The sequence below is a fragment of the Polynucleobacter corsicus genome, from assembly GCF_018688255.1.
GTDB lineage: Bacteria > Pseudomonadota > Gammaproteobacteria > Burkholderiales > Burkholderiaceae > Polynucleobacter > Polynucleobacter corsicus.
In genome coordinates, this window is record NZ_CP061314.1 from 727735 (window position 1) to 753640 (window position 25906).

A 25906-nucleotide genomic window follows, 5' to 3' on the forward strand; every position below is an offset into this window, starting at 1 on the left:
TTAAGCATCTCCACGGATTACCCCTTGGGCTAATACAGAAAAAACGCCATTTTTGCCATAATCCACTTCCCTAGGATTAGTAGATAAGTACTGTGCAAAAACACCTTGGTGACGGGTCGCTCCCAACACCAAACATTTCGAAGAAAAATTGCTTTGCAGAAGCCATTTCTGTGAGGACATTTGCATTCGTCATTTCTGCACTGGCAATGCTGTCTTCTCAATCGATGTTTGCGCAAACATCTACACCGGCACCCACAGTAGTAACAGCAACTACAAATTCACCAGCGGTAAATGCACTACCCACTGGTGGACAAGTTGTTGCAGGGCAAGTAGCTATTTCACAAACATCAACAGCAACTTCTGCGACGATGAATGTGAATCAAACATCTCAACGTGCAGTCGTGAACTGGGATAGTTTTAATGTTGGAAAAAATGCCACAGTGAACTTCAATCAGCCGAATCAAAATGCAGTGATTTTGAATCGTGTAACTGGAGCAAATGCATCTGTCATTGAAGGTGCAGTCAAAGCCAATGGCCAAGTCATTTTGGTGAACCAAAATGGTGTGACTTTTGGTAAGGGATCACAAGTCGATGCAGCAGGTGTAGTGGCATCTACTTTAGACATCTCTAACAAAGCATTTATGGAAGGTAAATCGACATTCAATGGCAATGGAAAAGGCGCCATTCTGAATGAAGGAAAAATTACCACGAATGCAGAGGGTGGATACATTGCATTACTCGCTCCTGAAGTGCGCAATCAAGGCTACTTATTGGCCAGAAAAGGTAGTGGCACAGTCGCCATTGCAGCTGGTGAGCAAATTACCCTCAATTTCCAGAATAATTCCCTGATTAGCGTCAAAGTAGATACCTCAACCTATAACGCCTTGATCGAAAACAAGCGGGTTGTTGAGGTTAATGGGGGTCTAGTGGTGATGGCAGCCGGTGCTGCCAACCAATTGATGGCCTCAGTCATTAAAAATACCGGCCGTATCTCTGCTGGCAGCGCTGTTAACAATGGCGGCACCATTGAACTGGTTGCCAACACCGTAACCCAGGCTGGCACGGTAGCTGCAAACAGCAAAACAGCTCAAGGTGGCCAGGTCAACATTGTCGGTAACGATATTACGATCGCTGCTAACTCTAAAACGACTACAACTGGCGCCTTAGGTGGCGGTCAAGTCAATATCGGCTTGGCAAGCACGCAAGTTTCTGGCGGCACTCAATTAAATGTCCAAACACCTAGCGCTCAAACGAATACTCAGGCTGAGGCGATTATCAAAGCCAATGCCCAAGCAGCAAGCAATAACAAGCAAATGGCCAGAACAGTCACTGTGGAGCAGGGCGCAATAGTAGATACATCCGCAACCCAGTCTGGTAATGGCGGAACGATTGCGATTTGGTCCGAGGTGAAGACTTCTATCGCAGGTATTTTGAATGCCATGGGCGGAGCCTTGTCCGGAAATGGCGGATTTATCGAAACCAGTTCAAAGACGGCTGTGGCGCTAGCTCCCACGGCGCAAGTCAATACCAGTGCAAGCAAGGGCAAGTCTGGTACATGGCTCTTAGATCCAATTGATTTAACAATTGATACAGCAGCAGCCAACATTATTTCTGCAGCACTCTCATACAACAACGTCATCGTTGAAGTAAATGCCAATACCACTGCTTGCCCAAGCGTGGGCGGCTGTACGCAAGCTGGTAGCGGTAGCTTAACGATTGCCAGTGGTGCCGATATTCTGAAGAGCGGAACGAACTACACGTCTCTAACACTGAGTTCTGCAGGTAACTTTTATCTCAATGCCAATATCAGTGGTCAGAACTTAGACGTCATCATCAGATCGTCTATTGCTTACCTCAATGTCGGTACAACAATCTCAGCAAGTATAGTAACCGTACAAGCCCAAACGATTTATGCGCAAGGAAATATCAACACTAGCAACTACAACCTCGCTGGTAATGCAGGTTCGCTAGGTAACGCTATTCAATTATTGGCACAAGCCATTTATGTTTCAGGTCGCTTAAGTCTGAGCTCAAGCCTACCTAACAACACAGCAACTACCGTAACGGTAAATGGCACAGCGAAACGTCCAGAAGAATTACCAACATATCTCGCTGCAAAGAACGCAGATCAAACTCTCAATCAAGTGTATTCAAGCGCAGCAGCAAATGATGAGAGCGCATTACAAGTCACAGCAGCAACGCAAACAAACAGTAATGTGATTTACCTCACCAGCACTAACTTATTGAGCTTGCAAGCAACAGCGCAAGTCAAAGCAAATGGCACTACTGGTGGATCGATTTATTTCAGTGCACCAACAATCAATACCCAAGCGGGCAGTGTGGTGCAGGCTAACGGGAACAACGGTCCCGGTGGATTGATTGCTTTCTCAGGTGACCAAATTACAGTAGCAAGTAGCATCGCAGCAAACGGTACAGATGGCGGAGCCATCAGCATGATTGCCCATTACGGCGATCTTACAATTGACAACAGTGTTATTCAGACCAATGGATCAGCAGGTCGTGGCGGAAGCATTGCTTTGTCCGCAACCAACAATGTCACCATCCAAAATACTTCAATCGAAGCAACAGGCTTAAACCAAGGTGGCAGAATATTAATAGGCAATGATGCGAAGAATGGCACATTGCCTTTTGCTTTATCTGTCGGCCTAGATCAAGCAACAAGTCTCAATGCCTCTCAGCAAGAAACTGACATCAACAACCAAAATGGTGGTTTGATCGAAACCTCCGGTGCAACCCTTAATCTACTATCGAGCATTAATGCAGGTCGTGGTGGAATGTGGCTACTAGATCCAACCAACGTCACCATTAGCACGACAGCCGGAACCTCAACTGGAACTAATCCACTCTTATTCACCAATCAAACAAACGTTAGTGCAACGCAAATCCAAACTGCAATTAATGCTGGAACAAGCATTCAAATCATTGCAGATGGAACCATCACTCAAACCACGGCATTAACTTTCAACATCACTGGCGCAAACTTAACGCCAACCCTCACGCTAAACAACACTAGCGGATCTAAGCAAGCAATCACCCTGATTGCCATTACAGATAGCTCAACAGGTACTGGATCTGGTGTTAGCTTCAATGCAATTTCAGCGGGTGGAGCAATTGCAGTAAACGGTGCGATTAATCTAAAGGGCACAATCACGATTGATAACACCTATGGTGCTGTATCGGGCACGCCTGCATCTGGTTACATCACTGCAAGCAATGTCACTACCTTGGCTACTACAGCTGGACCTGGTATTAACGTTTCTGGCACATTAACTGCTAAGGGCCTTATTACTTTATATGGCGTTGCCACAGGAGCTACTTCGGGTAATGCTGGCATCACTGCTAGTTACGCTATTGCAGGGGCTGGTGGCGTTTCGATTATGGGTATAGCTGGCGGTACCAATGGTGGAGTAGCGCTCGGTGCAAGTACGGTGAGTATTACTTCCAGCGCTGGAAATATTGCTATCGATGGTACAACTTTAGGCGCATTAAATTATGGGTTTAATAACGCAATAGCTGCCCCTATTACCGCAACAGTGGGATCTGTCACCATCGTCGGAAGAGCAGTAGGCGGCCCTAGTGTTGATCAGAGTGGCTTAGTTACGGCTAGATCGATTTCTGTTAACGGAACTGCATCGGGCTCACCAACTACCAACGTTACCTTAGGTGCAATGACTATCAATGCTGGTGGTAGCAATATCTCTGTGACTGCAACAAGCGGTACTGCCGGAGCAAATACCGGTATTACACAGAGCGGCACCATTACGGGTGTAAGCGGTTCCAGCATCAGCTTCACCTCAAATAACAAGATTAATCAAACTGGTGCTATTTCATTAGTAGCTAATACCAGCGGTGCCGATGCTACGATTACCTACGATACGACTGCTGGCACGAAGCTATCCACTATTCTTGCTGGCGACGTAACCATTTCATTAAATAGCTCTACAAAGGCAATAAATTACATTGCCAAATCTGCGGGGGCTAATATCGATCCTGGATTGATTGGTACCACCTCCATTGCGTTACCTGGCTCGATTACACTCGACAATACCTTTGGAGTTTCTTCTGGCTCACTTGTCTCTGGCGTCATTACAGCAAGTAATGCATCAACTACTGCGACTACTGCCATAGGCGTCACCATTAATGCTGCGGTTTTTGCCAGCGGCAATATTGTGGTCAATGGCGTGACAAGTGGCTCAGGTATTGCAGGCATCAGTTACTCAGTGGGAATTACCTCAACGGCTGGTAATGTGACTTTCAATGGTAGCGCTACCGATGGCTTAGGTGTTTATAACCTGACTGCTTCGACTATTGCGGCCAATAATATTACCCTCAACGGTACTACCAGCCTGGCACCAAATTGGGTAACGTATATAGGTGCACTGACAATCAACACTGCCGCAACAGGCGGCAACATTGTTGTGACTGGAAATGTGATCAATCTTCCAGGAACTGCGGGTGGCATTTATCAGGCTGGAACTATTACTACTCGCAGTGGTTCTAATATTAGTTTTACCTCTAACAACGATATCAACCAGATTGGTGCCATTGCATTGGCAGCCAATACAAGCAGTACCGCAGTCAATATTACTTACGACACGACTGCAGGTAATAAGACCTCTTCCATTGTTGGTGGCGCTTTAACGATTGCCACCAGTACTTCTAGCTCAGCCATCAACTACACCATGCTGTCTGCAGGCTCTGCACTAAATCCTGGTGCTATTGGAACAAGCTCCATTGTTTTGCCTGGTGCGATTACCATTGACAACACCTATGGTTCCACATCAGGCACAAAAGCATCGGGCTATATCACAGCAAGTGTTGCCAATAGGTTGGTAGACTTAGCTACTGTCTCAGCTGGTGTCACTATTAACGCTGCAATTTTTAGTAGTGGCAACATTACGATTAACGGCGCTAGTAACACCAACCGCGGTATTGACGCCTCTGTAAACATCACTTCGACCAATGGAAATGTCTTGATGAATGGCGCTACAGTCAGCACCATTGGCGTTTATGTTGTCGAGGGAAACGTAGTCACTGGTAACAACATCACCATTAACGGTACAGCTACTTCTACTTCAGTGAGTTGGGTAGATCAAATTGCAGGCTTAACGATTAATAGCGCTTCCGTTGGCGGCAGCATCATCGTCACCGGAAATGTCATCGGCGCCCCAGGCGCTGCTGGCGGCATTTACCAGATTGGAACGATTACCGGAGCTAATGGATCAAATATTAGCTTCGTTTCAAATAATGACATTAGCCAAGGCGGTGCAGTAGTCTTAGCAGCCAATACCAGTGGTAGTGTTGCCAATATTATTTACGATACGACCACTGGCGATAAGAACTCCTCTATCGTTAGTGGCGCATTAACTATTGCATCGAGTTCCTCCAGTGCTACGATTAACTATACGGTTAAATCCACAGGCTCTCCATTGAGCCCTGGCGCTATTGGAACAAGTACTATTCCATTGCCTGGTAATTTGGTGATCGATAACACCTTCGGTGGGACAGCGGGAGTAGGGGGCGTACCTACATCAGCTTATATTAGTGCAAGCGCAAACAACCTAGTTGCTTCTGCAACTATTTCAGTTGGCGCCACTATTAATGCCGCTATTTATGCCAGCGGTAACATAACGATTAATGGTTCTAGTAATTCCAATCGAGGGATTGATACTTCAGTCAATATCACCTCGACCAACGGCAATGTGCTGATGAATGGTTCTACTGTAGCAACCATTGGCGTCTATGTCGTCGCTGGAAACGTGGTGACTGGTAACAATATTACGATCAACGGAACATCCACTTCCGCACCAAGCTGGGTAACTCAAATTGCTGGCTTAACTATTAATAGCGCCTCCGTTGGCGGCAGCATTGCCGTGACCGGCAACGTAGTTAACATCCCGGGTGCTGCGGGCGGTATTTATCAGATTGGCACTATTAATGGAGCTAGTGGTAGCAATATCAGCTTTACTTCTAATAACAATATTAGTCAAAACGGTGCGATCAATCTAGCAGCCAATACGAGTGCAAATTCTTCTAATGTTTCCTACGATGTAACGGCAGGTAATAAGAATTCCTCAATCAGCACTGGACAATTGACTGTTGCAACAGGTTCTTTATCTAACATCAACTACTCGGTGTTGGCATCTGGGGCAGCAATCAATATTGCTAACGCAGTTACTGTCCCTGGTGCAGTCACTTTAGATAATACCTATGGTTGCTCAGGCTCTGGTTGTGTGCCAGCTACGGGTTATCTCAATACGGCATTAACTAATTGGGGCACTTTTGTTACTACAGGTGGTTATGGGGTTTTAGTTGGCGGCAATATTAGCGGAACTGCGATCACCATCAACGGTGTCAATGCAGGAGGCAGCACAGGCGGTGGTGGGGCTGTTATGTTAACTGCTGGTCTGACAGCGACTAGCGGCAATATCAACATTACTGGTTTAACTACAACTGGTTTAGCAGTGGGTAATTTATATGGTGGCGCTTGGGGTGTATCAGCAATTGACGCAAATAATGGCGCAGTTAATATCACCGGCACTTCGACCACTACCGGTAATGGTGTTGAGCTTGGTCCAAATAACTCTATTAGCGCTAAATCCATCACGATCTCTGGCTCTGAAGTAGGTGGGCAGTATGCTGTCTATCTCAACACTCTCACCATTGTTGCCGGCGGTACTAACCTAAACGTGATTGGTACGGTATCGACCAATACAGATACCGGTATTTATCAGGCTGGTGCAATTACAGATAATGCGGCCGGATCCAATATTAGTTTTATTACGAACGGTAAGATCAATCAAACGGGTGCGATTTCACTGGTGGCTAACACCACCTCTACTGCGGTGAGCGTGACTTACAACACCACCAGCGGTACAAAAGATTCTAGTGTTATCTCAGGCGCGCTGACTATTGCTACTGGAACCAATACTTCACCGATTAATTACATCATCAAGACGGCTGGCGGATCTATCAACCCAAGCGCGATTGGCACAAGTGCTCTGGTATTGCCAGGATATGTGCTGTTCGATAATACTTATGGATGTAGCGGAGCAGCGTGTACGCCTACAACAGGCTTTATCAACACCACTACAGCCAATTTAACTACTCTGGCAACTACAGCAGTAGGTGCCACAATCAATGCCGCGATTTATACCAGTGGCAATATCACGGTCAATGCAGTCAGTACGAGTAATGCAATCGACTATTCTGTGGCCATCATGTCTAAGAGTGGTGATGTGACTCTCAATGGTGGAATAACAACCCAGCGCGGTGTCTATAACAGCGTAGCTTCCATTATTACTGCTAACAATATTACGATTCTGGGTACTTCATCTGCTTCCCCTGTGTGGATTGTTCAGCTTGGTGCGATGACGATTAATAGCACCGCTATTGGGGGAAGTATTTCAGTAACGGGTAATTACATCAGTACCCCAGGTGCGCTGGGTGGTATCTATCAGATTGGTGACATTAGAGGCGCAAGCGGTTCAAGCATCAGCTTCATTTCAAATAATAATATTTCGCAATCTGGCGCCCTTATATTGGCTGCCAATACCAGTGGTGTTGCTGCTAACATTATTTACGATGTGACTACTGGTAATAAAGCATCCAGCATTCTGACTGGTGCCTTAAGTATCCCTGCTGGCTCTACTTCTGCAATTAATTACATCATTAAAACAGCAGGCTCCTCAATCAACCCAGCCGCAATTGGATCAAGCTCTGTTGCATTGCCAGGATATGTACTCTTAGATAACACCTATGGCTGTGGCACAACGGGTTGCACTCCCGTGAGTGGTTATATCAATACCAATACCACCACTGCCAATTTAACAGCTCAGGCAACCGCTAGTGTCGGTATCACCATTAATAATGTGATCTATGCCAGCGGCAATATTACGGTTAATGCTGTTAGTAGCAGTAATGCGATCGATTATTCCCAGATCATGATGTCAACAGGCGGTAATGTTAGTTTGAATGGTGGCACAACAACATTGCGAGGTGTCTATAACAGCGTTGCCTCTACGATTACCGCTAACAACATTACGATTCTAGGTACCTCTACTGGAAATCCCTCATGGGCTACCCAGGTAGGGGCGCTAACGATTAATAGTTTATCTATTGGCGGCAGTATTTCAGTAACGGGTAATTACATTGGCACCCCGGGCGCACTTGGTGGTGTCTATCAGATTGGTACGATTACCGGCGCCAGTGGTTCAAACATCAGCTTTATATCTAATAACAATATTAGTCAAAATGGTGCGATCAACTTAGCAGCTAATACTAGCGGCACAGCAGCGAACATTACCTATGACGTTACTACGGGCAATAAAACATCGAGCATTCTGGCTGGCACCTTAAGTATTCCATCAGGGTCTAGCTCTAATATTAATTACATTATCAAAACTGCCGGCTCAGCAATCAACCCAGCAGCAATTGGTTCCAGCTCAGTTGCCTTGCCAGGATATGTCTTGATTGATAACACCTATGGATGCACGACTTCGACTCCAGCTTGCACCCCAGTTTCTGGTTTCATTAACACCACAACAAAAAATTTAGACACTCTTGCTACGGGCTCTGTTGGCGTCACAATAAATAATGCCATCTATGCCAGAGATAACATCACCGTTAATGGCGTTACTGGAGGCGCTTCAAATACAGGTATTGATTATTCTGTAGCACTCATATCTACAGCCGGCAATGTGATTCTGAATGGTGGAGCTATAGATGGCCGAGCTGTTTATAACAGCGCAGCTTCAACGATTACTGCCAATAACATCACAATTAATGGTACTTCAACACTTACACCTGCTTGGGTCTTACAAATTGGTGCGCTAACAATCAATACTGGTGTGGTTGGTGGCAATATAGCGTTGACTGGTAATGTCGTTGGGATTCCGGGTGCTGCTGGTGGTATTTATCAAATAGGCGCGATTACAGCACGCAGTGGCTCGAACATTAGCTTTACATCCAATAACGACATTGATCAAAATGGCGCCATTAGTCTTGTAGCCAATACCAGTGGGGCTGTTGCCAACATTACTTACGATACAACTGCAGGGGACAAGACTTCTACGATTGACGCTACGGGCGCTAACGTTACGATCGCCGCTGGTACATCTACATCTGCTATTAACTACATCGTCAAGACTAATGGCGCGACTATCTCTGTACCGGCAATTACTGTTCCTGGATATATTCTTCTAGATAACTCTTGCTTGGGATGCGCTACGCGCGTAACCCCTACAACGGCAGCTGTTAATGGTGCAGCCATCACGATTACTGGCGCCTTATCTTCAGGAGCATTAGCAGGTACAACTGGTGTCATGATTAACGCGGTAGCGAATGGAACCGGCGTTGGCTTTACCCAGGGCGCTAATGCAATCACAGCAGCTACAGGTGGCGTCACTATTACGACAAATAGTCAGTCTGGAACTGGCTATTCTAGTACGGGCAATATCACTGCAACTGGTCAAGCGATCGCAATCGCTGCCACCACAACCACTGATACAGGTATTTATAACACCGGCGCAATCAATGGTGGGGCAGTCACTTTATCGAGTACGCAATCGACAACAACTGCTACCTTAAGGACCATCTACATTACTGGGCTGATCACAGCAAACAGCCTCACGGTTAATGCTAGCGGTGGCGCATCGTCGACCAACGTTACCCTAAGCGCTATCACTATTAATGAGGGTGGTGGCAATATTAGCGTTACTGCCAATAATGCTGCTGCAGGGGCAAATACTGGTATTGATCAAACTGGCGCTATTACTAACAACGCAATTGGTTCGAGCCTGAGCTTTATTTCTAATAACAAAATTAGTCAGACTGGCGCAATCGCTTTAGTAGCCAATACTGGTACTCTTGCAGCCAACATTACTTACGACACAACCACGGGTAACAACACCTCAACCATTACTTCTGCTGTACCAACTATTGCAGCTGGCTCTACCGTAGCGATTAACTACATTGTTAAAACCAATGGCGCCATCATCTCGGTACCAGCGGTGACTGTGCCTGGCTATATCCTCCTAGATAACACCTGCTTGGGCTGTGCAACACGCACAACACCAAGTACTGCTGCGACAAATGGTGCTGCTATTGCAATCACCGGCGCATTATCTGCAGGCACATTAGCGGGCTCTACTGGTGTAACAATTAATGCAGTAGCCAATGGCTCTGGTGTTGGCTTTAATCAAGCCGCCAATACAATCACCTCATCTGCTGGTGGCGTGACGATTACATCAAACAGCCAAACTGGGACCGCTTATTACAGTACTGGCAGTATCACAGCGACTGGTCAAGCAATTACTATCAACACCACGACTACTACTGCAGCAGGTATCGATGACACAGGCGCCATCAGCGGTGGGGCAGTAACCTTAAGCAGTACACAGTCCACCTCAACAGCCACCGCTACACCAATCACTGCCACTGGAGCGATTACTGCCAATAGCCTTACCGTGACTGGTACTGGTGGCGCATCAACGACTGTTGTTTCTTTGGGCGCCATCACTGTTAATGCAGGCGGTACTAATATCACTGTGACAGCGAATAATGCCGCTGCAGGATCAAATACGGGTATTACCCAAACTGGCGCAATTAGTGATGTTGCATCGGGATCTAATGTCAGCTTTATCTCTAACAACAAGATCAATCAGACAGGTACTATTACTTTAGTGGCAAATATTAGCGCAGCGGCCGCCAATATTCTTTATGACACCACTACAGGTACCAATGCCTCCAGCATTACTACAGGAATTCTCACTGTCCCGAGTGGATCTACCTCCGCCATTAACTACATTGTTAAAACTAATGGCGCCATTATTTCTGTACCAGCGGTTACCGTTCCTGGATACATCCTCTTAGATAACACTTGCTTAGGTTGTGCTACACGTGCAACAGCAACAACAGCTTTCTTGAACGGGGCTGGTGTCACTATTACCGGAGCCCTGTCTGCGGGTGCTCTAGCAGGAACTACTGGCGTCACCATTAATGCAGTAGCTAACGGATCAGGTATCGGCTTTACACAGGGTGCTAATGCAATTAGCTCTGGAGCGGGTGGTGTAACGATTACAGTCAACGGTCAAACTGGCACTGGTTACTCCAGTAGCGGCAGTATTTCTGCAACTGGTCAGGCAATTACGATTACCACCATAACTACTACTGCAGCGGGTATTAATGACACAGGTGCTATCACCGGTGGGGTAGTAAGCTTAACCAGCACCCAGTCCACCTCAACTGCCACTGCTACGCCAATCACTGCCACTGGAACGACTACTGTAAATAGCCTCACCGTGACTGGTACTGGTGGCGCATCTACCACCATCGTCTCATTAGGCGTAATCACTATTAACGCCGGTGGTAGCAACATTACAGTGACAGCTAATAATGTTGACCCAGGAAGCAATACTGGTATTACTCAAACTGGGGCCATTACCAATAATGCAGTTGGTTCTAATATCAGCTTTACCTCCAATAACCTGATTAATCAAACAGGTGCAATCGCTTTAGTAGCCAATAATGGAGCCCCAGCTGCTAACCTTGTCTATGACACTACAGCGGGTAATAAGGGCTCTAACATAACTACCGGCGCTCTGACGTTTACAACAGGTACTAATTCAGTAATTAATTACATTGCTCGTTCTGCTGGCTCAGCAATTGCAACTGGCGCTATTGGTACCGCTGGTACACCGAATGTATCTTTACCCGGATCCGTCACGATTGATAACACCTTTGGCTGCACAACAGCACCTTGTCCGCCGGCCACTGGATTTATAACTACGGCCAATGCATCAGCCCTAGCAACTGCCTCTGCAGGCGTAACAATTGCAAGTGCTATCTATGCTGTTGGTGATATCACCATCAAAGGAATATCAAGCTCTGGAGCTGGTGTAGCTTATTCAGCTGCAATTAACTCCTCTAGCCGTGGTATTTCAATTACAGGTACATCGGTCGGTGCGGCTAGTACGAGTTATGGTATCCATGGAAGCGCTGCTGGTGGTGTTGTAAGTGCCTCAAATACCACCAATGGTCTAGTTTCTTTTATAGGCACATCGACATTAGCTAACTTGGCAAGTGATGGCATTCGTACTGTCGCTGGCGCAACGATTACCGGCGGGGCAGGGGTAAACCTGTTTGCCGATGGTTTAAGTGGCAATATTATTACCGGCGCTTTAATCAGAAACTCCGGGACGACAAGTGGCGTCACTGTTAATGCCTACGGCAATGTGAGTCTTGCTGGAGCAACTAACTCTGGTGTGGATGGTATGCGCATTATTGCGGGTAGAGGTATTGCGGCTGGCACAACCACTGGCGGCAATGTCACAGCAGTAGGCACCTTAACCAATACAGGCGGTGTTATTGGCGTTTCCATGGCTGCCCCTGGCGCCACAACAGGTGATGCCATTGCGACCGCATTAGGAATTACCTCCGCAAATGCCGATGCCACTAAAAATATCTCCTATGGTGTTATTGGCGGAACGCCAGAAAAGGCTGTTGGATATAGCTCAACGTATACCAGCGGTAACTTTATTAGCTATCGCCAAAAAGTAGCTGGTACGGTTTCCATCGCTGTAAGCCTCAATAGCAATTACTCTGCGGTGTATGGAACTGCTTATGACTCCGATGCTGCCAACACATGGATTCAGGCAAATTCAACTGTTAGCATTACAGGTGCTTATACGGCAACATTTGGTATCGCCTCTACTACCTTGGCTTACGCAAAATCAGTATTGATCTTTAGCCCAACAGTAGGGGGCACTACAGCGGCTAATGGCACCAATGCCAATGCAGTCCAATCAGGTACAACAATCACTTCCACTAGCCTATCCGCATCTGATGGCTCGACTGTGACTTTATCTGGTACTGCTCGTACTTACACGATTACTCCAGCAGTCTTAGGTATTTCAGTATCTGGCGTATATAACGGCACAACGACATTTATCAGCGCCAATTCAACCATTACAACTACTGGCCTTGCTTCTTGGGATCGCATTACTTCTGTAACGGCCAGTTCTGCTAATGCCAATGGTGCGACTACCTATGTAAGCGCTTTTGCCGGCAATACTCCTGCTTCTGGAACAAATACCTTCTCCGCAAGTAATTATGTAATCGGCACTGGTTACAACGGCTCCTTATCGAGCGGTTTACCAGTTAATGGCTCTCAAGTGACCGCTACTAATAAAGTAAGCATTACTCCTGCGCCACTAGGTCTGACTGTCAATGCCATCTATAGCGGCACTACAGCAGTTGCACCATCTGCTTTCACGGTAACTGGTTTGGTTAATAGCCAGACCATCACTGGTATTAGCTCAGCAACTCTGAATAATGCCAATGTGTCGGCTAACGGTAGTAACTATGTCACTGCGATCACCGTGAGTGGTGGTACTGCATCGATGAGTAACTACAGCATTACTAATGCCTACAACACATTGGCCGGTAATACTCAAAACATAGCCACTCTCACACCAAAATCATTGACGGTGACTGGCGTGACGATTGCCGCTAAAACCTATGATGGAACGACGGCTGCAGTAGTGAGCGGTGGCTCCTTGGTGGGCGTTGCTGCAGGCGATACCTCAAACGTCACCTTGACCCAAACAGCCAGCTTCGTTTCTGCTAATGCGGCTAATAATGTGGCTCTGATCATGAACGGTAGTATTGCTGGCTCGGCCAGTAGTAACTACACCTTAACAGTACCAACTGGCATCACTGCCAACATTGCTCGCAAGGCACTGACTGTAAGTGGAACATCAGTCGCCGCTAATAAAATCTATGACGGATCAACCGCCACAACCATCTCTGGCGGTGCTTTATCTGGAGTGATTACTGCAGATTTGCCAAACGTCAGCTTGAGCCAAAGTGGTAACTTTGTGCAGAGCGGGGTAGGTACTGGACTAGGCGTAGTAGTGAGCACCTCTATTACAGGTACCGCTGCTGCTAATTATGTAGTGACCCAACCAGCCAATCTATCCGCAAACATTGCTGCCAAAGTATTAACGGTAACTGGTACAGCGGTTACCGATAAGGTCTACAACGGTAGCACCTTGGCAAGCATCACTGGTGGAACACTAGTGGGCGTAGTCGGTACTGAAGCAGTGAGCTTGACCCAGGCTGGAACATTTGCCTCGGCTAACGTAGGCAATGCCATTGCGGTAACTACCACCAACAGCATTAGTGGGGCTGCGAGCGCTAACTACACATTAGTCCAGCCTACCGGCATTACTGGCAAGATTACCCCTGCGCCTTTGGGTATTTCTGTAGCAGCAATTTATAGTGGTTCAACCACTATTACACCAAGCACATTCTCAGTTACAGGTTTGGTTAATAGCGAGACGATTACTGGCATTTCCAGCGCTGTTATCAATAATATGAACGTGGCTGGTAATAGCACAAACTTCGTACGCTCGACTGTGATTAGTGGCGGTACTGCCAGCGCTAGTAACTATGCATTTGGCTCTGTAGCTAGCAGCACCTTTGGCACAAGTCTCAATAGTGTGACGCTGACTGCTAAAACACTGACCGTTACGGGAACACTTGCTGAGAGTAAGGTCTATGACCGCACTACGGCTGTCAAAGTGTGGGGTGGCTCTTTAGTGGGAGTCATTGGTACAGACGTCGTCACCTTAAGCCAGACCGGCGTTCTCAATAGCCCAAATGTGGGTAATGCCATTCCGGTAGTGATGAGCAATACGATCTCCGGATTCTCGGCCCCGAACTATAGCTTGGTACAGCCTAGCGGTGTCACCGGTGTAGTGACATCAAGAACGATCACCATTAGTGACGGCACTGTTGCTCACAAAGTGTATGACGGTACAACCAATGCAGTGATTACTGGTGGTTCATTGGTAGGCGTGCTTTCTGGTGACACATCCAATGTCACTCTCACTCAAGCTGGTCGCTTCTCATCACCAAACGTCAGTAACGGCATCATTATTATTACTAGCGCCTCCATTTCTGGAAGTGCTGCTGGCAACTACACTTTAATTCAACCAGCGGGTATTACCGCCAACATTACTCCAGCGATGTTGGGTATCTCCGTAGTGGGTGTTGCTAATGGCACCAATACGATTAGCCCGATTTCTTACACAATTAATGGCTTAATTAATGGTCAAACGATTACTGGCTTAAGCAGTGTTTCAATTAAGAGCTCGAGTATTTCTAGTAACGGAAGTAACTTCGTGACTGGTATTGTGATTTCTGGTGGTACTGCATTGGCAACCAACTACGCATTTGCGCCGGCATATAACGCTACTGCTGGTGGCAGTCAGAATATCGTTACCTTGGTTGCTGCAAATCAGAAGATCTTGACAGTGACTGGCGCTGTAGCTGCCTCTAAGGTTTACGACGGCACTACTGCCATTACGGTCAGCGGCGGAACCTTAGTAGGCGTGACAAGCGGTGACACCATTAATTTGGTCCAGTCAGGCGTTTTGATTAATGCCAACGTGAGTAATAGTGCAGCAGTTGCTCTGAATTTCTCCATTACAGGTACTAACGTAGCAAATTACATCTTGGTGCAGCCTAGCGGTATTACCACCATCGTGACACCAGCGCCCCTAGGTATTGTTGTCACCGGTGAATACAACGGTACTACCAGCATCGTACCAAGTTCATTTACTGCAACTGGTTTGGTGGCGAGCCAGACAATTACAGGGCTATCCAGCGCTACCTTCAATGCAATCAATGTGGCTAATAATGGCAGCAACTTTGTCACTTCTATTGTGAGCAGTGGTGGCACCGCTTTATTAAGTAACTACAGTATTACCCCGGCATATAACGCAACTAGCGGTACGACTAAGAACGTTGCGACTCTGACTGCTAAAGCCTTGACTGTCGGCGGCGTTTCTGTAGCAACAAGTAAGGTCTACGATGGCTCGACAGTTGCAGCGATTACTGGAGGCTCCTTAGTCGGAGTCATTGGTACTGATAATGTGACGCTCAATCAGGCTGGATCATTTGCGCTGGCTACTGTTGCCAATGGCATTGCGGTTACTTCAAGCTCAACCCTAGGCGGACTAAGTGCCAGCAATTATTCCTTAGTTCAACCTACAGGTATTACTGGCAACATCACACCTAAGTCTCTTACGATCAGTGGTGTTACGGTTGCCAATAAGGTCTATAACGCTACAACTAGCGCAACCGTCACCGGCGGCATACTGGTAGGCCTGATTGGTGCTGATGGCGCCAATGTCATCTTGGCCCAGACTGGCCTATTTGCATCCGCTAATGCAGCTAACGGAATTCCTGTCGCCGTTATTGCCAGCATTAGTGGCACAGCTTCTGGTAATTACACCCTAGTTCAGCCAAACCCAGTGACTGCCAATATCACTCCTAAAGAATTGACAGTAACTGGTACGTTAGTCTCTAACAAGGTCTACGACAGAACGACTGCTGCAACAGTTACAGCGGGAACTTTAGTAGGAGCGATTACAAATGATGATGTAGTTCTAACTAGGGCAGGCTCATTTGTAACCTCAGGTGTTGGTACAGCTATAGCCATCGTGATGAACAACACCATCACCGGAACAGCTGCCGCTAACTACACCTTGACTCAGCCAACGGGAGTTACTGCCAACATTACTGCTAAAGCCTTAACGATTACCGCAGACAATGTCAGTAATGTCATTTACGGCAGCACTATCAGTTTAGGCACCAGTGCATTCACCCAATCTGGCTTAATCACTGGCGATACCATTGTTGCAGTAACCTTGCTGTATAGCGGTAGTAGTGCAGTAGCAGCCACTATCAACGCAGGCACCTATAACGGATCTATTGTGGCTAGCGCTGCAACGGGTACAGGCTTATCTAATTACGCTATTAGTTACGTAGCTGGTAATCTCACAGTGAGTCCAGCTACTTTGACTGTAGCGCCATTAGCCAAGAGCGTTGTCTATAACGGTAATGCCTTAACCGCAGCAACATACTCTACAAATGCAGCAAACTATGCTGTGACAGGATATAAAAATACAGACTCAGCAAGTAATACGACCCTAGCATTTACAGGTAGTCTTGGCTTTACTGCTAATGGTTCTGCTGCGATAGTACAAAATGCAGGTAGCTATGCTTACACTGCCAACACCTTAGCAATCACTACTACCAATACCAATTACCAAGTTGTTTTAGCAAGTTCTTTAACTAATAGCTATGTCATTACTCCAGCCACGGTTAGCCTAAGTGCAAGTAAGGTATACGACGGCACTACCACCTTTACTGCTGGTGATGCGGGCACTAGCTTTACCGTAGCTACTGGTATTGGCTCACAAACGCTGACTGTCAACGGATCGGCTACTGCTAACAATGCCAATGTGATTGGTGTCAGCAGCCTTAATACCACTGGCTTGCTACTTGCAAATGGCGCAAACGGTGGTTTAGCTAGCAACTATGTATTGCCAGCAACAACTGCCAACGTGGCAATTACTCCTAAGTCTATTGCCGTATCGATCGCCAATCAAACCAAGGTTTACGACACCACGACTGCAGCAAGCCTAACTGCTGGCACTAGTTCATTAGATGGCTCTTACATTCTGACTGGATTTATGGGTAATGATGGGGCCTATATCACCCAAGCAGTAGGAAGTTATAACAATGCCAATGTCGCCAATGCCTCTTCTGTTACTGCGGTAATCGGATCATCCTATGTTGCAAAGGGTGGGGCAGCACTAACAAACTACGTATTACCTACGACCGCATCAACAGCTACAGGCGGAGCAAGTATTACTCCAGCACCATTAACCATGACAGCGAATGACTTAACAACATTTGTTGGTGTTTCTATAGCGAATATCAATTCTCAGTACCAGCTATCAGGGCTTTTGGGTTCTGATACTGCAAGCACTGCAATTAGTAGTCCGACAGTAAGCTATACAGTCAGCCTGAACACAGCTATGGCTAGACCAACCTTAAATGCATTAACCCCAAGTGCGAGCTCGTCAAACTATAGTTTGAGTTTCGTAAAGGGTTCATTGATGGTTGCTGATAACTATCAAATGATCGTCAATGCAGGAAGCAACACTGCAATTTATGGCGTAGTCAATTCTTCTAATATCAGCTACTTAGGTGATGCACTTTCTAGTGGTAGCAGCGTCACTGCAGGCTACTGCACTAATTGTGGTCAAGCTGGCGTTACCTCACCAACCATTATTAATTTAGTGATTACTGCACCTGCAGCGGGTAGCAATATCTGGATTGCAGCAGACTTAGGCTCTGGATCTGCTCAGGGTAAATATAGTTTTGCGATTTCACCTACAGTTCTCAGCGGCTCTTATGGTGCTGGCGCTAATCTGAATGTGGGTAATTATGTATTGACAGCAGCTAATTTAGCTACAGTTACTGGATTTGCTACTCGTTATGCCTTGGATAAACCGATTATCTATAACGCTGGTAATTTAAGCATTACACCGAAAGCATTAACTGTCACCGGCTCATCAGTTGCTGCAAAAGTGTATGACGCTACCAAAACAGCGACCATCACAGGCGGCGAATTGGTTGGTGTTGCTGCAAATGACTCTTCCTATCTCGGTTTAGTACAAGCGGGTAGCTTTAATACACTCAACGTTGCTAATGGCATCGCCGTTACTGCATCAAATAGTCTCAGTGGATCGGTAGCATCCAACTACACCTTGACTCAGCCTACTGGACTGACAGCAAACATTACCGCTGCTCCAGTGACCATCAGTGGTTTGTCTGCGGCAAATAAGGTCTACAACGCTAATCAAGTTGCTGTCCTTAGCGGTACCCCAATGATTAGTGGCTTCTTGGGCAGTGATACAGGCACTATTTCGAGTGGAAGCGTAACAGGGCAATTTGCTAGTGCTAACGTAGGTACGGCAATTGCAGTCACTGCTGATGTGAGTGGCTTAACTATTTCTAATAGCAATTACAGTGTTGTTGGCGTCAGTACTTTAATGGCTGCTGATATTACCCCAGCCCCAATCACTGTCTCTGCAGCCAAGACTTATGACGGTAGTAATTCTGTTGCAGCTAATCAAATGACGATTGCTGGTGTATCAGGGCAGGTATTAACATTTGCTGCTGGTAGCACCGGTACGCTGACTAACCCAAATGTAGGATCTGCAAGACTAAGCTCTTTAAATAATGCCGTACTAGTAAATGGCACAGCTAGCTTGGCAAGTAACTATACCGTAGTTGATCCTATCTTCTCTACCGTTGCTATCAGCCCAGCAGCTATTACTGTAGGCGTTAATAATCTCACTAAGATATACGATAGAACACTGAGTACTGCCTCAGCCGCCACTGCTCCAGCATTGCAATTAAAGAGTGGCACACTGTTTATCAATGAGGGTACAGGTTCTCAAGATACGCTATCTGGAGGCGCTTTTGCTTATACCAATGCTAATGCCGGCTCAAGCAAAACAGTCAATGTATCTAATGCTAGTGTGGTGAGTGGGGCATCTACTATTACTCAAAACTATGCAATTACCTATCAAGACAATACCGCTAGCGTCATTACTAGAGCGCCAATTATCGTTAGCGGTCTAAGTGCAGTTAATAAAGTTTATGACACTAATAGGGTTGCGGTATTAACAGGTACTCCGCTAATTGTATCTGGCGGTCTAATCACTGGCGATACTTCAACCCTATCCGGTTCAGCAACAGCGGGCACATTTGCCAGCTCTAACGTAGGTAATGGTATCGCTGTTACGCCTACTTTGAGTGGTTTAACTCTCTCCAATACCAACTACTACGTAGCGGGTACATCGATAGCGCTTGCGGCCAATATCGCAGCTGCTCCACTAACCATCAGTGGTTTAGCGGCAGCAAATAAGGTGTATGACACAACAACTACAGCAACATTGAGTGGTACACCAACAGTGCAGGGCGTTCTGACTGGCGATAGCGTCACTGTTACTGGTGTAGTGAGTGGAACATTTGCTAGCGCTAATAAAGGCGACGGCATTGTTGTAACTGCGAATTTAAGTCAACTTCTTCTTTCTAATACAAACTACTATTTATCTAGCGTGACTACTGAATTGACTGCTGATATTGCGGCAGCTCCAGTAATCATCGGTGGTTTATCTGCTGCTAATAAGGTCTACAACAGAAATGCTGTCGCAGTCTTAACGGGCACCCCAGTGATTGCTTCTGGATTATTGGGTAGTGATTCAGAGACACTATCTGGGACAGCGACAGCAGGTACTTTTGCCAGCCTCAATGTTGGTAACGGTATTACTGTAACCCCTACATTAACCGGTTTATCCCTCAGCGCTAACTCCAATTACACCATCGCTGGTGTAGACACTGTGCTGAAGGCTAACATTACACCTGCTTCAGTGACGATTAGCGGATTATCGGTGGCAAATAAGGTCTATAACGGCACGACAGCTGCAACCTTAAGCGCTACACCAACAGCTTATGGTGTTATCTCAGGCGATACTGTTTCAGTGAGTGGTGCAGTGAGTGCGAATTTTGTGAGCGCCAATGTGGGAACTGGTATTGCTGTTACTCCTAACCTGGCTGGCTTAGTGCTTTCAAATACCAACTATCAAATTGCGGGTATCCGTACTACCTTAGCCGCTAATATCACCGCAGCACCATTAACAGTCACCGCAGATAATAAGACAATGGTGTATGGCTCATCTACTCCTGTATTGACCTACGCCTACACTGGCTTGGTTGGCGGTGATACTTCTGCTAGTTTTAGTGGGGCTATCGCGACCAATGCTACATCGACTGCATCAGTTGGCAATACTTATACGATCACACAAGGTACTTTAGCTAGCTCCGGTAATTACAGTATTACTACATTTAATGCCGGTCGCGTAACCATTACTCCACGTCCTGTGACGGTGACAGTTGATGCTGGTCAAGCCAAAGTCTATGGCAATGCAGACCCAAGCACATTTACTACAAGTATTCAGGCAGAGGGTGCTGATGTTGGCTTATTAACTGGTGGAACCTTAGGTGGAAGCCTGGTTAGAGCTACCGGTCAGAATGTTGGTGTCTATGCAATCTCTTCAGGAACCATGGTTGCCGACAATCCAAATTACGCGATTAACTTTGTTGGCGCTAATTTTGCGATTACGCCACGCCCAATAACTATCTCTGCAAATAGTGGGCAAACTAAAGTCTACGGAAGTGCTGATGGAGTCTTGACTTATGCAATCAGCAGCGGAAGTTTGGCCTCTTTTAATGGCGTTACAGACTCCTTAAGTGGAGTCTTAACTAGGGATGCTGGCAACCAAGTGGAGAGTATTTATGCGATTAATCAGGGTGGCTTAACCAATACTGCTAATCCAAACTACAACATCACTTATGTTGGGGCTACCTTCCAAGTAACACCAAAGCCGATTACATTGACTGCGCCTACCATTAATAAAGTCTACGATGGCTCTTATACCTATGATTTCACGGCAACGGATTTAGCGGCCATGAATTCACAGTTGGTTGGATCCGACACCTTTAGCGCTGCTAAAGCAGTATTTAACGGCAATAATCCAAATGTAGGCAATAACAAAGTCATCATTATTGATCCTACGTCTGTAGTGATTCGGGATGGTAATGCTGGTAAGAACTACTCTGTAAGCACTATTAAATCTTCTGGCAATATCACGCCTGCAAGTCTCATAGTGACCGCCACTAATGATGCTAAATTTAGTGTTGAGACTGACGCAGTTGGGTATGCGGGCGCTCTGTATAAGGGCTTCATCAATGGTGATACTGCAGCTAGCCTCCCGTCAGGAAGTCGTGATTTGCTGATTACCCGCAGTGATGCCTCTAATAATGCTGCTGGAACCTACACATTAACGCCAAGTGGTCATGGTGCACAGGGTGCGGTTGTGGGTAATTATCAAGTGAGTTATGTCAATGGTCTTTACACCATCCTAGGGCCGCAAGATATCTTAATTAGAGTCAGCGCAGTAACAAGCTATGCTTCGACCCCAACATACCAGTTCACCGCAAAATATATTGCCGCGAATGGAACAACCATCTCTTATATCGGTACTAATGGTAGTGACCTCAATCCGATTAATTTAAGCTCTAGTGGGTCCGCGCCGTTTACATTAAATGATGGGGTAGTTGGGGGTGGACGCCTGACCACTGCATTTATGCCGCTATCTACAACTCCAAGCGCATCTGGCCTAGTCAATGCCGGTCAATATAACGTGACTTCAACTGCCAATCCTACTAAGACCGGTTTCGTCAATTTGACAGTTGTAGGCTCCTTGATAGTAGAACCTATGGTGGTAACAATACCGAATCTGAGCGCGAGTTCGTTTACCAAGGTATACGATGGCTCAGCAGTAATGGGTTCGCAAGCCACAAATCTGTTTGGTGGAGCATCCCTCTTAGTTGCTAGTGACGCGGCAGCAATATCTGCCATTGGTACCTACGATGATAAAAATGTAGGCACATCTAAAACGGTCACTATTAAGTTTGGTATTAGTGGAAACGATGCCGCAAACTATGTGCTGTCGACAAACCAGGTTTCAGGTAGCTACGGCACGATCACTCAACTCAATTCAGTAACTTATGTTGGCCCAGCTGGCGGTGATTGGTCTTTAGCAAGTAATTGGGCGGGTGGGGCGATTCCAGACTTGTCGAACGTGGCTAATGTCATTATTCCTGCAGGCACATCAGTTTCTTATGGCTCCGGAATTGCTGGCCCTGTCACTAGCCAGGTCACTGCTAACGGCGCCCTGAGTTTGGCTAACGCTGGCGGAGCAGTTTCTCTTGGTGGTATCTCTGGTGCCGGCTCAATCGCATTAGGTGCTAATACCTTGTCATTAACAGCAGCAAGTGGTAATTTCTCTGGAGTAGTTAGTGGCACCGGTGGTCTTACTGTAGCCGGTGGTACGCAAACGCTTTCTGGTGTTAATACTTACACTGGCAATACTGCCATTAATACCGGTGCCAGCCTGATCATTGCGGGTTCAGGTCAATTGGGTGGCGGAAGTTATGCTGGCACGATTGCTAATAATGGCTCGCTTGTTTATGCCTCATCTGCCACTCAAACCGTCAGTGGTGTGATTTCAGGATCGGGCTCACTGACACAAGCTGCTACTCCTAGTGGTGCTCCTGTTGGCACTCTCATCCTCACAGAAGCTAATACCTACACTGGTACAACTACGGTAGATGCAGGAACCTTAGCTATTACTAATGCCGCTGCTCTAGGTTCAAGCTCTGCTGGTACTACCGTGAACACTGGTGGCACTCTAGATCTCCGCAATGTCACTGGTGTTGCAGAACCGATTACTCTGAACGGAGGTACTTTAGCTACTAGCACTGGTACAAGTAGTGTGACTGCGCCAGTGGCCATTACCGGCAATAGTGCGGTGAGTGTGACTGGCACCCAACTGACCATCAGTGGTGTTATCTCCGGCACAGGCGCTCTGGATAAAACTGGTGCAGGCACCTTGGTACTCTCTGCCGCTAATACCTACACTGGTACAACTACGGTAGATGCAGGAACCTTAGCTATTACTAATGCCGCTGCTCTAGGTTCAAGCTCTGCTGGTACTACCGTGAACACTGGTGGCACTCTAGATCTCCGCAATGTCACTGGTGTTGCAGAACCGATTACTCTGAACGGAGGTACTTTAGCTACTAGCACTGGTACAAGTAGTGTGACTGCGCCAGTGGCCATTACCGGCAATAGTGCGGTGAGTGTGACTGGCACCCAACTGACCATCAGTGGTGTTATCTCCGGCACAGGCGCTCTGGATAAAACTGGTGCAGGCACCTTGGTACTCTCTGCCGCTAATACCTACACTGGTACAACTACGGTAGATGCAGGAACCTTAGCTATTACTAATGCCGCTGCTCTAGGTTCAAGCTCTGCTGGTACTACCGTGAACACTGGTGGCACTCTAGATCTCCGCAATGTCACTGGTGTTGCAGAACCGATTACTCTGAACGGAGGTACTTTAGCTACTAGCACTGGTACAAGTAGTGTGACTGCGCCAGTGGCCTTGACTGCGAATAGCACTATTAGCGTTACTGGAACTTCCTTGGAACTTACCAACGTGGTTTCTGGTAGCGGTGGATTAACGAAGACGGGATCAGAAACTTTGCTATTGGATGCTGCTAATACCTATACAGGCGCGACAACGGTTGATGCTGGCATTCTGAAGTTAGGTGCCAACGCTTCGATTGCAGACTCCAGCAAGGTTACTGTTAATGGCACGCTAGATATGAGTGCTATTGCAGCAAATGTGTACATCCAAAGCCTCGCTGGTTCTGGTTCAGTCATCTCGGGTTCAGTTGCACCAAATTCATTGGTGATCACAAATGCAGGGGATACATTCTCAGGCGTATTGAGCGGCACTGGTGGACTAAGAATCGCTGGCGGTACCCAAACATTAACTGGCATTAATACCTACACTGGTCCAACCGTAGTAGATCCAGGCGCTAATTTGATTGCAGGCGTGCGATCCATCCCTGGAGACATTGTGAACAACGGTAGCTTTGGATTTAGTCAATCTACGGCAGGATCATTTACTCACAATATGAGTGGATCCGGCACCATGGTCATTGGTGGAACTGGGGTTATCACGTTGACTGGTACTAATACCCAAGCTGGTGGTACGCAGATTAATGCAGGGGCATCGTTGATGATTGGTTCTGCTAATGCGCTAAGTGGTAATCAGGTGCAGTCTAATAATGGCTCATTTGGTATTGCTGACAATATTGTCTTATCCAGCCTCAGCATTACTGGCACAGTCACTCTCACTAGCGACATTTATACGACCGGCGCTCAGTCCTACGGTAATGTGAAGCTTGCTCCATCTGCTGACAATCTCACTACATTGCAGACGGTCAATAGTGACATCACCATCACAGGCACCCTGGATGCAACGGTTGGAAAGATCCAGTCGATTTTGATTAACGCAGGCACTGCTAAGGTCACTTTTGGAGATAGCATTGGTTCTATTGCAAGACCGAATAAATTGACTGTGACGGGCTCACGTATCTTTATCTTGGCTGATATTTTGACTGGTGATAAGCAGGAATATAACGGCGCCACTTCAATCGGCGATGGCACTTACTTAGGTAAAGCCTTGGTAAAAGGATTCTTGTACGACTCACACTATCAGTACTTTGAGTATGCTCAAGGTAATGTGACAAGCAAAATTGATTCCCTCAGAAATGACCCACGTTTTGTCAGGACCTTAGTTTCTAAAGATCCAACCGTCACCTTTAATGGTCCGGTAGATGATTTGGCTGACTTTACGCATACATTATTGGTTGCAGCCATTGCCGCTAATGCTACGAGTGCCTTAGCTGCATCGACTATGCCGATCATTAACTTTAATGACTCGGTTAGTAAAACCATCCCGCTCTATAGCCTGAATGTGCAAACTGTTGCGGCAAGTACTAATGTAGAAGCGCCTAACTTATCTGTGTATGTAGGCCAAATTAATCTTGCTGGTAATGTGACTACCTACTCAAATCAGGTCTTCCATACAGCCTCGATGCCAGCGCTCAATGGTAGCCAGCCTATTACTTTCTCTGTATATGATGCCAATGCCTCAGTGTCATTCCTGTTGCCACCAGCTGTCAATGGAGTTTCTTCAAATCCGTACATCACTGTAAATGGTCAAACTAATCTGGGTAATTGGGTCTCCAACTTCACCCAAAACTCTGCACTGGGTGCGCCCCCTGCAGTACTGACTACGGCTAGCTATTCTCCTGGAAGTGAGGTGGGTGCGTTGCGAAGCATTATGGACTACCACGCTGATCAAGTACAGATGACTATTGTTCCAAAATCACTTTCTGGTGTCACCGTCAGCTCTCCTGAGGATGTTGAGATTGTTGCGGGCAAGGCTGCAAGTAAAAAGACTGGAAAGTCTTCATCTTCAGGCGATGAGCTATGCTCTTCCGACAAGGATGGCAACACAGTGTGTGAAGAAATCTAATC

At 46.7% G+C, this 25906-nt stretch carries 2 protein-coding genes; one reads left to right on the forward strand and one right to left on the reverse strand.

Annotated elements, in window-relative coordinates:
* The gene (locus C2747_RS03910) at window positions 1–180 is read right to left on the reverse strand and encodes a hypothetical protein (RefSeq protein WP_215332593.1); all 180 of its coding nucleotides are present in this window, start codon (window positions 178–180) and stop codon (window positions 1–3) included.
* On the opposite strand from C2747_RS03910, the gene C2747_RS03915 reads away from it, so the two are divergent.
* Window positions 171–25904, forward strand: coding sequence for a YDG domain-containing protein (locus C2747_RS03915; protein WP_215332596.1), 25734 nt, complete (start codon window positions 171–173; stop codon window positions 25902–25904). The two genes, C2747_RS03910 and C2747_RS03915, sit on opposite strands and share 10 nt — an antisense overlap.
* The last annotated feature ends 2 nt before the right edge of the window (window positions 25905–25906 follow it).

Excerpts from the sequence above, each read along its gene's own strand:
- C2747_RS03910 (WP_215332593.1), bottom strand. The coding sequence starts at position 180 with ATGTCCTCACAGAAATGGCTTCTGCAAAGCAATTTTTCTTCGAAATGT.